This is a genomic window from Rheinheimera soli (assembly GCF_031457405.1).
GTDB classification, from domain to species: domain Bacteria; phylum Pseudomonadota; class Gammaproteobacteria; order Enterobacterales; family Alteromonadaceae; genus Pararheinheimera; species Pararheinheimera soli_A.
Genome location: NZ_JAVDWR010000018.1, coordinates 38,534 through 52,879 on the forward strand (window position 1 = coordinate 38,534; position 14,346 = coordinate 52,879).

11 protein-coding genes are annotated in these 14,346 nt (G+C 45.3%); 7 read left to right on the top strand and 4 right to left on the bottom strand.

Annotated elements, in window-relative coordinates:
- Positions 1–91 precede the first annotated feature (91 nt).
- A complete protein-coding gene (locus tag J2W69_RS17585; RefSeq protein WP_310280923.1) occupies positions 92–2,431 on the bottom strand; it encodes a TonB-dependent receptor in 2,340 nt (779 codons plus the stop codon).
- A gap of 214 nt (positions 2,432–2,645) precedes the next feature.
- On the opposite strand from J2W69_RS17585, the gene J2W69_RS17590 reads away from it, so the two are divergent.
- From J2W69_RS17590 to J2W69_RS17610, 5 genes are all read left to right on the top strand, one after another.
- On the top strand, positions 2,646–3,374 hold the full coding sequence (locus tag J2W69_RS17590) for a substrate-binding periplasmic protein (RefSeq protein WP_310280925.1): 729 nt from the start codon (positions 2,646–2,648) through the stop codon (positions 3,372–3,374).
- A 69-nt stretch (positions 3,375–3,443) separates the two neighbouring features.
- Positions 3,444–4,769, top strand: a complete 1,326-nt coding sequence (locus J2W69_RS17595; protein WP_310280927.1) for an AAA family ATPase — start codon at positions 3,444–3,446, stop codon at positions 4,767–4,769.
- A gap of 10 nt (positions 4,770–4,779) precedes the next feature.
- A complete protein-coding gene (locus J2W69_RS17600; RefSeq protein WP_310280929.1) occupies positions 4,780–5,385 on the top strand; it encodes an HNH endonuclease in 606 nt (201 codons plus the stop codon).
- Positions 5,386–5,510: 125 nt separating this feature from the next.
- Entirely contained in the window at positions 5,511–5,831 is a 321-nt protein-coding gene (locus J2W69_RS17605; protein WP_310280931.1) for a DUF1801 domain-containing protein, read from the top strand.
- Positions 5,832–5,874: 43 nt separating this feature from the next.
- Positions 5,875–6,291: a DUF4174 domain-containing protein gene (locus tag J2W69_RS17610; RefSeq protein ID WP_310280933.1), complete on the top strand. Its 417-nt coding sequence runs from the start codon at positions 5,875–5,877 to the stop codon at positions 6,289–6,291.
- Between the two features lie 69 nt (positions 6,292–6,360).
- Here J2W69_RS17610 and J2W69_RS17615 read toward each other — a convergent pair whose 3' ends face one another.
- Entirely contained in the window at positions 6,361–7,899 is a 1,539-nt protein-coding gene (locus J2W69_RS17615) for a S10 family peptidase (RefSeq protein WP_310280935.1), read from the bottom strand.
- 224 nt (positions 7,900–8,123) lie between these two features.
- On the opposite strand from J2W69_RS17615, the gene J2W69_RS17620 reads away from it, so the two are divergent.
- On the top strand, positions 8,124–9,026 hold the full coding sequence (locus J2W69_RS17620) for an AraC family transcriptional regulator (protein WP_310280937.1): 903 nt from the start codon (positions 8,124–8,126) through the stop codon (positions 9,024–9,026).
- A 61-nt stretch (positions 9,027–9,087) separates the two neighbouring features.
- Here the strand turns inward: J2W69_RS17620 and J2W69_RS17625 are convergent, their stop codons facing one another.
- Positions 9,088–10,485: an alpha-amylase family protein gene (locus J2W69_RS17625; RefSeq protein ID WP_310280939.1), complete on the bottom strand. Its 1,398-nt coding sequence runs from the start codon at positions 10,483–10,485 to the stop codon at positions 9,088–9,090.
- A gap of 262 nt (positions 10,486–10,747) precedes the next feature.
- A complete protein-coding gene (locus J2W69_RS17630) occupies positions 10,748–11,845 on the bottom strand; it encodes a dienelactone hydrolase family protein (RefSeq protein WP_310280941.1) in 1,098 nt (365 codons plus the stop codon).
- Positions 11,846–12,095: 250 nt separating this feature from the next.
- Between J2W69_RS17630 and J2W69_RS17635 the strand changes: the two genes are divergently transcribed.
- Positions 12,096–14,261: a prolyl oligopeptidase family serine peptidase gene (locus J2W69_RS17635; RefSeq protein ID WP_310280943.1), complete on the top strand. Its 2,166-nt coding sequence runs from the start codon at positions 12,096–12,098 to the stop codon at positions 14,259–14,261.
- Positions 14,262–14,346 lie beyond the last annotated feature (85 nt).

Consider the following 14,346-nt stretch of genomic DNA (forward strand, 5'->3'; position numbering starts at 1 on the left):
CAGCTGCGCCCAGGAATACCCACACTGGTGCCAGATCACAATGAAAAAGCCGGAGCTGTGTAAGCTCCGGCTTATGTCACTCTGGATTACATCAGAAATCCAGCTTTAAGGTCACAGTAGCTGTGCGTTCTGCACCTAAGTAATAAGCACCTTCCTGGCCACCGGCTAAGTAGTCCTGGTCCGTCAGGTTGTTCAGCACCAGAGATAAGTCCATGCTTTTGAACATATCTTTTGATGACAAGTCTTTACTGTAGCCCAGATAAAAGTCCATCAGGGTGGATGCGGGAATTTCATCTTTATTGCCACCCAAAGCAGCACCAAAGTAGCTGTCGGTTCGTTTGGCGGTTAAACCTGCACGGTAAGCATCGCCCTGATAACGCAACGACAAGCTGAGCATAGTTTCTGGTGAACCTGCTACTTTATCGCCTTTGAAAATAGCCGCAGGGTTGACTACAGGTTGTCCGTCCGGTCCCAGCACTATATTGCCGTCTTCATCCCGTAACACTGAATTAATGGTCTGATTATATTCAGCTTTATTACTGGTCAGGGCGCTGTAAATACTCCAGCCATCTGAAAATTTCCAGTTTAAGCTGGCTTCCAGACCATTAGATTTAATACCACCTACGTTGACATAAGTGCCATCTAGCTCATTCAGATAGTCAGGGCCACCGCCGTTAGCGCCTGGCTGTAAAAAGGTAATTCGGTTATCAAATTGCACATCGTAATAAGTGAAAGACAGGTTCAGGTTGTCGCCAAAATAACGCAAACCTAAGTCGATATTTTTCGCTGTTTCAGCTTCAAGGCTATCAAAATCCTGATCAGTTTCTAAAATGGCATCGCTGATGGCTTTAAAGTTTTCCGCGTAACCACCAAAGACTTCGTAGCTGTCGTTTAAGCGATAAACTAAGCCCAGGCTTGGTAATAAGTCTGAATCGCTGTCGAGATTACCTGTATTGGCTGTCACAATATTGTCTTTGCGGCTGACATCAACAAAAAACTTTTTCACACCCAAAGTAACTGTTAAGTCGTTCCAGTTCATTTGATCCTGCAAATAAATCTTCTGCGTATCAGTTTCATAGTTGCGATCGTAATGTACCCAGTACGGCTGGTTATTGAAGTAGTGATACTGTTTCGGGTCAATCACGTTGTGCCAGTCGCGGGTTTCGTTACGGTCTTGCTGCTCAATCCAGGCACCTAAACGCAACTCATGATTGTCCATTGCCCATTTTAGTTCTGAGGTCAGGCCATAACGGTCTTTTTCATAATGGGTGTGACGGTAAGAGGCCACCCGTGTTGCACCTGTTACATCAGCATTTGGATCCAGAATAGGCTGACCTGCAGCATTCACGTACTTGTAACGGATCAAAGTGCCATTGCCTGTGCCGCGGCTGACTCTGTTACCAGCAGCATCTTCCGCATACACCTGATAAGGCGGTAACCAGTCACCACGGCCTGATTGCATATGCACATAAGGCGTGACCGTCAGGTTCAGGCTGTCGGTTAAATCGGTATCAATTTTGACGTAAGTGAAGCTGTTTTCCCGCAAAGTAGACCAGGCTTCAGCGAAGTTCTGATCGATATCCGGGTTGCCCGTCCAGACGTTGGTCAGGCGATCCCAATCCGGGTTATCAAAAAACTGCTGTAAAGACACAGTGTTGTAGTTATCTTCTTCAGTATCATCATAAGAAAAACGTGCTGTGATGGTGGTATTGTCCAGTTCAGTCACTGTTTTCACTTCACCGTGCAGACGATCGGTACGGCCATTGCTGCCTGAACCTATCCATCTGTTGCTAAAGCTGTCCGATAAACTGACATAAGCTGTGGTATTTGCCCCTATGTCACCCGTATCAAAACGAGTGTAGTAACGGCGGGCATTGTGATCACCACCTGTCACAGCGACAGCTAAGTTTTGCTCAGCTAAAGGGTTATTTGATACAAAGTTTAAAGTGCCGCCTAAAGCGTCCAATGAAGCCGAGGCTATGTCTGAGGTACCCTGGCCCACTTCAACATAAGCTGTATTTTCTGTGTCCAGGTAACGGTTGGCTTTACTGCCACCACCGTAAGCTGAACCGCCATTAGGTAAACCATCGACGGTAATACCCAGTTGTTGTTCATTCAGGTTCACGTTAAAACCACGCATTGAAATGGTAGTGGACCAGTCATCACCACCAAAAGCGTCACCCTGACCTACACTGATCCCCGGCAACTGGCTGACTAAATCCAGTACGTTGCCTATAGGAGCTTTGGTGTTTTTAATCGCTTCATCTGTACTGTTATTCGCATAACTAATGCGTTTGCCAGTAATGGCCAGCACTTCTACTTCCTGCTCATCGGCTGCGGCAACTGCCGCTTCTTCTGCAATTGCTGGTACCGATAAACCCAAGGCTGAACTCACTGCCAAAGCGAGCAGATGTTTGTGATGTAATGCCACGTGAAACTCCATATTGTTGTTTGAATTGAAGAAAACGCGGCCATTCTGGACTGGTCTGATGACAGATAAATGAAAGGAAAGTGACAAAATGAAGTAATTAAAATGTGATTTTTATGAAAACTATTTTTAAGAAATTGAGGCTTCAAAAGATAATAGTGGTATTTTTTGTGAAGACTGGCCTATGCTGAGTTCTGCTTCAGATGGAACCTGGTTGATGAGAACACTGCTGTGGTTTGGTTTATTTTGCATTAATAGTTGTATTGGTCTGGCGCAGGCGCAGCAATTGCAGCTATTGGTGGGTGTAGAAAAACCTCCTTATATTAAAGTGGCAACTCAAACCGGCTACGAGCTGGATTTGCTGAAAGCTGTGGTAAAGCGTATGGGCTTTGACAGCCAGTTTATTCATGTGCCAAATGGCCGTTTATTGCCCTTGTTCAGCGATGGCCAGGCCGATTTAGTCTCGTTGCAACGCAGCACTCCGGCTGGATTTTATGCCACAGAGCCTTATATCAGTTATCAGAATATTTTGATTGTGCGTAAAGACTTATATAAAGAAATCTTAAGCCTGCAGGACCTTGTAGGTCTTAGAGTGATGGCCTTTCAAAATGCCCGCCAGTTTTTATCACCTGACTATACAGAAGCCATAGCCAAAGCCAGTAGTTATCTGGAAGTGGTAGAGCAAAATAAAATGCCTGCATTGTTGTTAAAAAACCGGGTGGATGTACTGGTGATGGACAGAAATATCTTCTGGCATTATTACCACCAAACCGCACCTGATGACAGCAGCCTGAAAATTCTGAGTTTTTTCCAACCGAATCACTACCATGTACTGGCCCGCACCCCTGAAGTGGCAGAGCGTTTTAATAAGGCCCTGGCTGAAATCAAACAATCCGAGTTATTTAGCCAATTACAGCTAAGCTATTTTGCGGAGTTGAATCAGTAGGGGAGGAGGCTAGATTTGTCATTTGCTGTGGTATAGTTCCTCACAAAATATGTTATGCAGGCTTACAATATGAGAATTGACAGAATCCGAATGACTAACTTTCGTTGTTTTAAAGAAGTTGAATTCGAATTTGATGCCAAAATGACCTTGATTATAGGCAACAATACTGCAGGTAAGAGTTCACTGCTTGATGCTGTTGCTGTTGCACTAGGCGGGTTTATGTTGGGTATTCCCGCACCGATGAAAAATAAATCGGTCGCGCTGCAATCTCATACCCGTGCCATAGCAAAAGATGATATTCGCAGAGTGTTCGCAAAGAATCGGGAAATTTCGACGCCTGAACTTGAGTCAGATTGTATTGTAGAAGCCTTCGCGTCAATGGATTCTCATGGGCCATCTTTCGTAACCGAGTGGCGACGATTTATAAAAGGGGCAAATGGTCGAACTAACAATAGCAGAGCATCTAAGATTCGTGATTATGCTGCTGAGTTGTATAGAAATGCGGTTGATGGGAAAGGATTGTTACCATTAATAGCATATTACGGCACAGGCAGATTGTGGTCTGGTATGAAAAATTCAGCGAAGCTGGCTGAAGCGAACACTGCATTGGGATATTACTATTGCTTGGCTCCCGACCAGCAAAATAAAATTCTACATGAATGGATCAGACATTTTGCTGAAATTGAGTTTGTCAAAGGCATTCATTCTCCAGCCTTACGTGGCGTTTATGCGACTATATGCAAAGTCATTCCAGGTGCAACAGCTGCATATTTTTCGCCCCCTCACGGAGAGCTTTTTATTGAGTTTGATTCAGGTGAAGCGTTCCCTTTTTCCTTGTTGAGCGATGGTCAACGCAGTATTGTGTCGCTTGCGGGAGACATGGCGGTTCGTTGTGCTCATCTTAATCAAGGTCTGGGTTTAGACGCGGGTCAATTAACTTCAGGTATTGTATTGATAGATGAAATAGATTTGAATGTTCATCCGTCATGGCAACAGACCATGTTACCCGCACTTCAGGATTGTTTTCCCAAAGTACAGTTTATCGTGACAACACATTCCCCTTTTATTATTCAGTCCTTAGCAAAAGGTTGCATCATCAATTTAGATGAGTTTCCTGCTGAAGCAGATGCTGTTACTTTGACTAAAGAGCAAGGAATCGAAGAGATCAGTGAAGAGGTAATGGGTGTGGAGCACACCAGTCACAGTGTTTGGTTTCGGCAGCGCGTTGAACTAGCTAAAAAGTATTACCAATTACTGGATAGCGGTAAATTTGAATCGGACCCGGCGGTTCAATCTATTGCCACGCAGCTCGATGCTATCGAAGCACGATTTGCAGACAATCCAGCGTGGTTGGCGTTGTTGAGTACTGAGAGAAAAGCTTCGCTGAAAAGATAAGGATGTCACAATGAGACCTGTTGCAAGACCAGTCTGTCCTATACCTCAGCCTCGAGACTATCATGCTTACTTAGAGTCACTCCGCTTGGTATTTGGAGTATATTGCAGTTATTGTGAACGCCCCGACAAGCTTGATGTGGAACATGTTATTCCTAAAAGTAGACAACCAGCGCTTGAATTAGAATGGAATAATTTATTGCTTGGTTGTGCGAGATGTAACAGAGATTTCAAGAGGTCAAATAATCTCAGCCGTCTTGGTTATATTTGGCCGGATACTCACGATACTTATCATTCATTTGAATATTTAGTTGATGGTCGGGTGAAAGCCGTTATAGGTCCTGCTCAGGTGGAGGCTAAGGCTATCGCCGATTTGGTCAAGCTTGAAGATAGTAAACATCAATCGGTGTTGAATCTTGGGAGGAGAAATGCGTTTAAAATCGCCCAATATATGCTTCAAAGCTATCGCAATGGACATGCCAGCCTTGATAATGTCATGGTGCAAGTACAACAAGGATATTGGTCGGTTTGGATGACTGTTTTCGTCGGAGAACCTGCTGTAGTTGCAGCTCTAATTGATCCTCAATATTTTCCGGGTACTGCTGTTCAGTACTTTTGAAAACAGCTCAGCCAATACGGAGCATCTTTATGACTGAAAACAAAACTAAAGCTACAGACGCCAATGTCGATGATGACATAGCTTCAAGAGCCTAAGCGCAGCAAAGCGTTGATTGCAGGGACTTGATGGCTCTGCTTGAAAAAGTGACAGAGCAATCGGCAAATATGTGGGGACCGAGCATAGTAGGTTATGACTCTTATTGTTATACCGACGAAAGCGGCAAGACTGGAGAAGTTCCTTTGAGCGGGTTCGTCATTCGCGGCCGGGAACTGGTGTTTTACCTGTCGGTGGATAGTGAGCCGCAGAAAACTTTGTTGTCTGGCCTGGGCAAATACAAGATGGGTAAGTCTTGTTTGTACTTTAAGCAGTTGGTTGATTTGGACCTGTCGATACTGGAACAACTGATTCGGGGTTCAATCACTGAGTTAAGGCAGCGCTGCGGCTAATGAGCCGAGATCCCAAAGGTGCTCTTATTGCCATGGAGTCACGATGAACAACTTCACTAAACTTGTGCTGCTTTTACTCAGTAGTTCAGCTTTCGGCCATCAGCCTGCTGTGCTTTCTGACCTTGGCAGTTTGAAATGGGACAAGCGGATTGTGGTGGTAAATGAAGTTCAAAGTCGGGAAACTCTGTTGGCTCTGTTTGAGAGCAACAAAAATAAAATCGACGAGCGGGATATGGTCTGGTTTGTGCTTACAGGCAATCAGGCTCAGACGAACTACCAGGGGACTTTGTCAGCGGCTTTTGTAGCTAAAACCAGAGAGCGTTACCCGATCAAGCCAGGGAAAATAATGCTGATTGGCAAAGATGGCGGGGTAAAGTTTTTGCTCGACCGTGTGGATTTAGAAGCGATTTTCTTAGAAATTGACGTTATGCCTATGCGGAAAAATGAAATGCTGCATTGAGGTTGGTTGGTTATGGTTGAGTGCTTGATAGTGCAATGCCGCTTCGCGGCGATTGCACACTACAGCCGATTAATACTTAGCTGCTTGATCCGGCTTAGGTAAAGTGGCTTTGATAAAGTCACGTAAATCCTGATTCGACTGGCGTAAGTCGTCATAACGTAGATACATCATATGACCACTGCGATAGCCTTTGAAGCTTAATCTGTCTTTCATTTTGCCGCTAGGGTCCAACTGCCACATATTGTATTTGGCATCAAAATAGTTGGTGGCGCCGTCGTAGTAACCCGACTGAGTCATTACATGCAGGTAGGGGTTTTGTGCCATAGCCTGACGCAGGTTTTCACCTGTATTGTCATTGCTTCTGTCCCAGGGGTGCACGTTGCCAAACATATTGTATTTAATGTCAGTTTTGTAGTTCAGCTCGTTTTTCAGATAATGATTAATAGCCGGAGTAAAAGAGTGCAGCCATGAGGTGAGCTCGGCGTTGTAATCCGGTGCCGAGCCTGCTTCTTTTTTATCTATGCCTAAATAACGCGAATCTAAACGGCCTATTGTCTGGCCACGCTCACGCAATAATTCTTTCCAGAAAAAGTTGTTATCAATATCTAAATTGTTTTGCAGCACAGCTTTGACTGATAAACCTGAATACTTCGCTACCTGTTCAGCAATCTGTTGTTTTTCAGCATCCGGCAAAGAGTTACCTTTAGCTAAAGCAGGCAGATAGGTATTTAAAGTAAAAGCCTCTACTTCCGGCAGATAGTCTAATAAATCTTTTTGTTGTAAATCGTTGCTTAATGCTTTGTGATACCAGGCAGTTGCGGCGAAATACGGCAGGCGGTTGGCTGCGTCTACAGGGCCGTCACGTTTAATACCTATATCAGTGGGAGACACCAGCACTACGCCGTTTAAATACATCCACTGCTGGTTTTGTAGCGCCAGAGCTAAACCTGAAACCCGTGTAGTACCATAGCTTTCACCAATCAGATACTTAGGCGATTCCCATCTGTTGTAGCGGCTGACAAAGGTATTGACCCACTCGGCCAGATATTTGATATCGGCGTTTACGCCAAAAAACATTTTTTGCTGCTCATCACGGCCTGGCATTTTTCCATCTTTGCCCGGCAATACGCGGGAGTAGGCTGTATTCACCGGGTTTACAAACACAATGTCGGCCGTATCGAGCACTGAATACGGGTTTTGTTTTACACCATAAGGTTGCAGTGGGTAGCCTTCGCTATCTACATTCAGGGCTTTAGGGCCACTGTAGGCAATTTGCATCCAGACCGAAGCAGAGCCAGGGCCACCGTTAAAAGAAATCAGTAAAGGACGGCTTTTTCTGTCTTTTACATTCTGACGTTCATAATAGGTATAAAAAATGGCAGCAGTAGGCTCGCCTTGTTCATTCCATACCGGCTGAGTGCCAGTGTAAGCTTTGTAGTTAAAGCTTTGATCCAATACAGTGGTTTTATGCTCTGTCACCACCACTGAGTCGGCATCTATTTGTATTGATGCATTTTTTGCGGTTTTAGCTTCGTCTGCCTGAACAGTTGCGCTTAAACTGATGCTGCTCAGGCACAGGCCGAGCACTAGAAGTGGACTAATTTTCATACATTTCCTGATTTTACTGTTGTTATTTTAGTTCAGCCTACTGTTTAACTCAGAGCAAGTAAAATAACCACCCGCCTTGAGACTAATTCACTTGAACCTGGGATGCAGTGCTTTGTCTGTTGCTCCACACTTCTTGCCTGAAAGTCCAGCGGACTGCTTTGACTGATGCAGCTGTATTACTTTGCTTTTATACTGGGTTTACAGAGGTTCAGAGGAGTTTTAGTGTGAGTAATTTAATTGAGCAGCAACTTGAGCAGCTAAAAGCGCAGGTTTTACCTCATATGCCAGGCTATGGCGGCATAGAAACTCCAATTCCTGAGCTATTTTTATACCGTACCGACGGGACCACAGAAGTCACTCCTGTGGTATATGAACCCTCTTTATGCCTGATGCTGCAGGGTGAAAAAGAGGTGTATCTGAACAATGAGCGTATTGTGTATGACCCTTTAAGTTATTTATTGGTGCCTGTGACAGTGCCTGTTAGTGGCAAAGTTACAAAAGCCAGCACCGACAAACCTTATCTTGCCATTCGTATGACCATCGACTTAAAAGAGCTGGCCGATCTGGTGATAGATTTAGGTGGCAGGGTAGAGCGCAGCAAGGCGCAAGTAAAGGCGATGAGTGTAGGGCGGGTGGACGAAAGCTTATTGTCAGCCTTTAGCCGTCTGGTGCAATTACTGGATAAACCAGCTGATATACCAGTCTTGTATCCACTCTTGAAACGGGAGATTTTATATCGCTTATTGCTGGGTGATTCAGGCAGTCAGTTACGTGACTTTATGCTGCTGGACAGTCAGGGCCATCGCATCAGTAAAGTCATAGAAATACTGCGGAAAAAATACAATGAGCCTTTGCGGATCAAAGATTTAGCCGACGAAGTGCATCTAAGTGAATCGGCGTTATTTCAGGCGTTTAAAGCGGTCACTGCCATGTCACCTTTGCAGTATCAGAAAAAACTAAGGCTCAATGAAGCGCGCCGCATTATGTTGCATGAAGGCGTCGAAGCCGCCACGGCAAGTTACAAAGTGGGTTACGAAAGCCCTTCGCAATTTAGCCGCGAATACAGCAGGTTATTTGGGGCACCACCTAAAACCGATATAGAAAGAGTGCGTTTGCAAGGCGGCTGATTAATTCGGGTCAGAGTAAAATTAAGCTTGGGCGCTTAATTTTACTCTGACCCGAATTACTTTATTGCTGTAACCACATCCGGGCGCTGCGGGCCGGTATTGTGACTTTTAACCACTGCGTATTAACCTGAAAACTGTTGCCGCTAATTACATCAGTGTAATTCACATACCAGTTCAGTTCATTGGCGTAGGTATCAACCCAGTACTCTTGTGGCGTATTGCATTTATTAATGCCCACCACACCTTTTTTATCCCGTTTAAACAGCAGGAAACACTGGCCACTGCCGAGTACCTGCATACCGCTGCCCTGGGTACTATTGTGAAAACGGATCATATTTTTAATGTCGGCTCTTTTATAAAAATCCTGCCAGCGATAACCATCTAAATTGGCGGTTTCACCGTGATCCGAATAAATCATTGGCGTGCCACCGTTGCGGCCCAGAATATAAGCATGCGCCAGGGTTTCATCTGTGCTGTTCATGATCTGATAACGAAAGCCATCATTGGTGGGAATGTCGTGGGTAATAGCAAAAGTGATGGCTTTATTCCAGGCCAGTGCCTGTCCATAAGCACCAGGGTCGACCAGCAGATCCATAGAACCGCCAAAACTAAAGGCATTACGCATAGAGGCAAAGAGTGGGAAGTCGTAAGCACTGTGGCTGGTATTGTCCAGATAAGGTTTTAAAAACAGCTCATATTCCTGATTGCCTGAACCGCCAGAGGTAATAACTTCCCCAAAGACATGCATACCGCTGATGATGGATGGCGTAAGCACAGAGTTGATATGAGCATTGCTCATATGTTTGACTGCATCCACCCGAAAACCTTTAATTCCCATATTTTTCAGGGCTTGTAAGTAAGCTTGTTGCTGGCTGATCACCCAGTTGTTATTGTCCAGATCGGGTAAACCTGCATCACCAGCGCCGCCACACAAGCGGTAATTCTGCACTTGCCAGACGTCCAGGTAATTACTGATACAAGCCGGAGCGTGAAAGTCAGAGCCGGACAGGAAGTTTTGCGTTAAGTCGCCAAACAGCTTCTGATTGTTGGAATAAGTCCAGTTGCTTTGGTAATTACCCAGCACCTCGGTGCCAGGGTAGTTTAAATCGCTGCGTTTCCAGCTTTCATTGGCCATATGATTCAGCACCACATCGGCGTACACCTGAATACCTTTGCTGGTCAGAGTTTGGATCAGAGTTTGCAACTGTTGTTTATTGCCGCGTGGATGGTCAATTAAGCGCAAATCCTGTGGCTGATACCTGGCCCACCACTCATTACCGCTGGATTTCATCGGCGGCGCTATCAACACCTTTTTATAACCCGCTTGCTGAATTTCAGTGGCTTTAGCCGTAATTTCGCTGTAGTTCCAGTTAAATGCATGCAAAATTACGTCGGCATGAGCTGAGCTTGCTGCCAGTAGGCCAGAGCCCACCAACAGTGCTTGTAGTGATAATTTCATTCGTTTTACCCTGTCATTGTCTTCTTTTTATAGTCATGCTCATCAACCCTGGCCTGAATGGCTTTTGGGTGTATGGCTGCTTTTATAATGCTATTCGCTTTTGTCCCCGGAGCTCTCCCTGCGGGTCATCATCGCTATGCACAGGTGACAGATAAAAGTTATGAGTAGTTGGTGGTTTTGTAAACAAAATGACATGATTGTTTAATAAATGCATACGTATTCAGTGCAAAACGGCACTTTTTTGGTGCTAAACCGCACTGTTTTAGTGCTGTTTTTGCCATTGTTCCAGCCATAACCAGACTTGCTGTTGCTGTTGCTGGTTAAATTCGTGGCGTGCTTCAGTCCAGATCTCTGTGCGTAATGTTTGTTCAGCCTGATGTGCTTGCCAGACTTTTTTCAATTGGCTGTGACCTTCTATCACTCCTTGCACTGGCATCAGCGGATCTTGCCCGCCATTAATTAAATACAAGGCTTTGGGCGCCATTAAACTCACCTGATCTGCTATATCCAGCTGACGGGCTAAACCCGGATGCAGCAGATAAAAAGACGACTGGCCTTTGGTCAGGTTTTGTCCTGGCTGCACTAAGTGCTGATAAGTGTTAAACCAGCAAATAGCCGCTGCGGCCTGAATATGCTCTGACAACGCCGCCACCTGCCAGGCCCGGTAAGCGCCCATCGAAAAGCCGATCGCGGCAACTTTGCCTTTGGGCACATGGGGTCTTTGTGCTAAAAATTGAGCTAACTGCATATCTTCATAGGCCGACAAGCCAGAAAGCGAATGCCCTGTTGCCAGCAAATTAGCAGCTAACTGCTGTTGTTGTTCGTACAGCACTGGCCCACGTTCACCGAAACCTAAGGTATCAGCGGCCAGCACCAGATAGCCTTGTTCCGCCAGTTCATCGCCAATAAAACGGCCGCTGTAGTGTTTGTTTACCCAGTGTTGTGCTTCTGTTTTAAAAGCGGAGCCTGCAAAAGGCAGGATCATTTTCTCTTTACCAATGACAAAATAAGCACCGTGGTCATGCAGCAATAAAACAGCAGCTTTAATAGGCTGGCTTTTAGGTGTGAGCAGCAAGGCTTTGCTATGACTGATACTGCTTAACGGGATTTGCCATAGTTCTGCCTGGTAACTGCCTCTGTCTTCCTGTTGCAGTCGTTGAGGTGCAGCCAGAGTGGTTGCAGCCGGAGCAAGCAGTGCATCCAGATAAAACTGCCGTTGCTGCTGTTGCCAGTGTTGCACTGGTATTGAGGCTTGCCAGCTGCCCGGATAAGTGGCGACAGCACTGACTGGCACTGTGATATCGGCATACGCAAAAAATACAGCTAAACCCAGCCACAACAAAGCACTCATTCTGAACATCAATATTACCTTACCAGTCTTTTATTCAGCATAAAAGAAGGTAAAGCTTCAGGTGGAATTTCTGGCAGGAAATTCCATAAACCGCATAGCTCTGGTGATTAGTCGCGTCTTTTAAAAGCCTTGGTTCAAAGGGGTGCTTTGATCTGGCAGTTTTGTTATGCTCGACATCGAATTTTATTAACACTCACCCATTCGTCAGTGAAGCAACGGCTTCGACTGCGAAGGGTATAACATCCGGGGAACAGGATAGATGAGATACGCATTAAGCGCAGTGGCATTGGCTTTGTTAACAGCCTGTGGCCAACCAAGTGACACCACAAAAACACAAGATACCCTTATGACAGAAACTCAGGCCGCTCATCCTTTTACTTACCCTGTCACCAACAAAGGTGACGTGGTAGACAGTTATTTTGAAGAAAAAGTGGCAGACCCTTACCGCTGGCTGGAAGATGACCGTAGCAGCGAGACAGGCAACTGGGTAAAAGAACAAAACAAAGTGACTTTTGCTTACCTGGACCAGATTAGTTACCGCGACCAGATTAAACAACGTTTAGAAGCGCTGTGGAACTACGAAAAAGTAGGCGCACCTTTTATTGAAGGTGAATACACTTACTTCTTTAAAAACGACGGCTTACAAAACCAGTCAGTGTTGTATCGGAAAAAAGGCGATAGCGAAGCTGAAGTCTTTTTAGACCCAAATACCTTCAGCACTGATGCAACAACCTCTTTGGCTGATGTGTCTTTTTCTGACGACGGTAAAACTCTGGCGTACTCCATTTCTGAAGGGGGCAGTGACTGGCGCAAAATTATTATTATCGATACTGAAACGAAAAAACCAATTGAAGAAACCTTGGTGGACGTCAAGTTCAGTGGTGTGTCCTGGAAAGGTAACGAAGGTTTTTACTACTCCAGTTACGACAAACCAGAAGGCAGTGAGCTGTCTGCAAAAACCGATCAGCATAAGTTGTATTACCACAAGTTAGGCACAGCACAAAAAGACGACCCTGTAGTCTTTGGTGGTGTTGATGCAGAGAAACACCGTTATGTCGGTGGTGGCGTTACAGAAGATGGTAAATACCTGATTGTTTCTGCCGCTGATGCTACCTCTGGTAATAAAGTATTCCTGAAAGATTTAACCAAAGCCGACAGCGCTTTTGTCACTTTATATGCCGAAGGCAATGCCGACTTTGAGTTTGTCGATAGCCGTGGTGATGCGCTGTATTTTGTTACCAACTTAAATGCGCCTAACAAAAAACTGATCAAAATTGACGCCACAGCACCTGCTGCTGACCAATGGACAGATGTGATCCCAGAAACGGCGAACGTGCTGGATGTCAGTAAAGGTGCAGGTTTCTTATTCGCCAATTACATGGTGGATGCGATTTCTCAAGTTAAACAATACGACTACGACGGCAAACTGGTGCGTGATGTTGCGCTGCCGGGCTTAGGCACTGTGTCTGGCTTTGCTGGCAAAACCAAAGACAGCACCATGTATTACAGCTTTACCAACTACAATACAGCGCCCAGTACTTTTGCGTTTGAGCCAAAATCTGGCGAAACCAGTACTTATTACAAAGCTGCTGTGAAGTTTAACAGTGACGATTATGAATCGAAGCAGGTGTTTTATACCAGCAAAGACGGTACTAAAGTGCCGATGATGATTACCCACAAAAAAGGCATCAAACTGGATGGGTCTAACCCAACTATGTTGTACGGTTATGGCGGTTTTAACGTCAGCCTGACTCCGGCTTTTAGTGTGGCCAACCTGGTGTGGATGGAAATGGGCGGCGTGTACGCTGTGCCTAACCTGCGTGGTGGTGGTGAATACGGCAAAGCCTGGCATAACGCCGGTATTCAACTGAAAAAACAAAATGTGTTTGATGACTTTATTGCTGCAGGTGAATACCTGATCGCAGAAAAATACACCTCCAGCAACAAACTGGCTATTCGTGGTGGTTCTAACGGCGGTTTGTTAGTTGGTGCTGTGATGACACAACGCCCTGATTTGGTGAAAGTTGCTATTCCTCAGGTAGGTGTTCTGGATATGCTGCGTTACCACACTTTCACTGCTGGTGCTGGTTGGGCTTACGATTACGGTACTTCTGAGCAAAGCAAAGAGATGTACGACTACATCAAAGGCTACTCACCAGTGCATAACGTTAAAGAGGGCGTGTCCTATCCGGCAACGCTGGTGACAACTGGCGATCACGATGACCGTGTAGTACCAGCACACTCCTTTAAGTTTGCCGCTGAGTTACAAGCTAAAGCGACAGGCCCGAACCCACAGATGATCCGCATTGAAACCAATGCAGGTCACGGCGCTGGTGTGCCGGTATCCAAGCAAATCGAGTTAGCTGCGGATATCTTTGGTTTTACTTTGTTTAATATGGGTGTGAAAGAGCTGCCTAAGCAGTAATTACCTTTAGTACTTTTACTTTAGGTAGCACCTTAACACTGATAAAAAAACCAGAGCTTTTAAAACTCTGGTTTTTTTAATATTT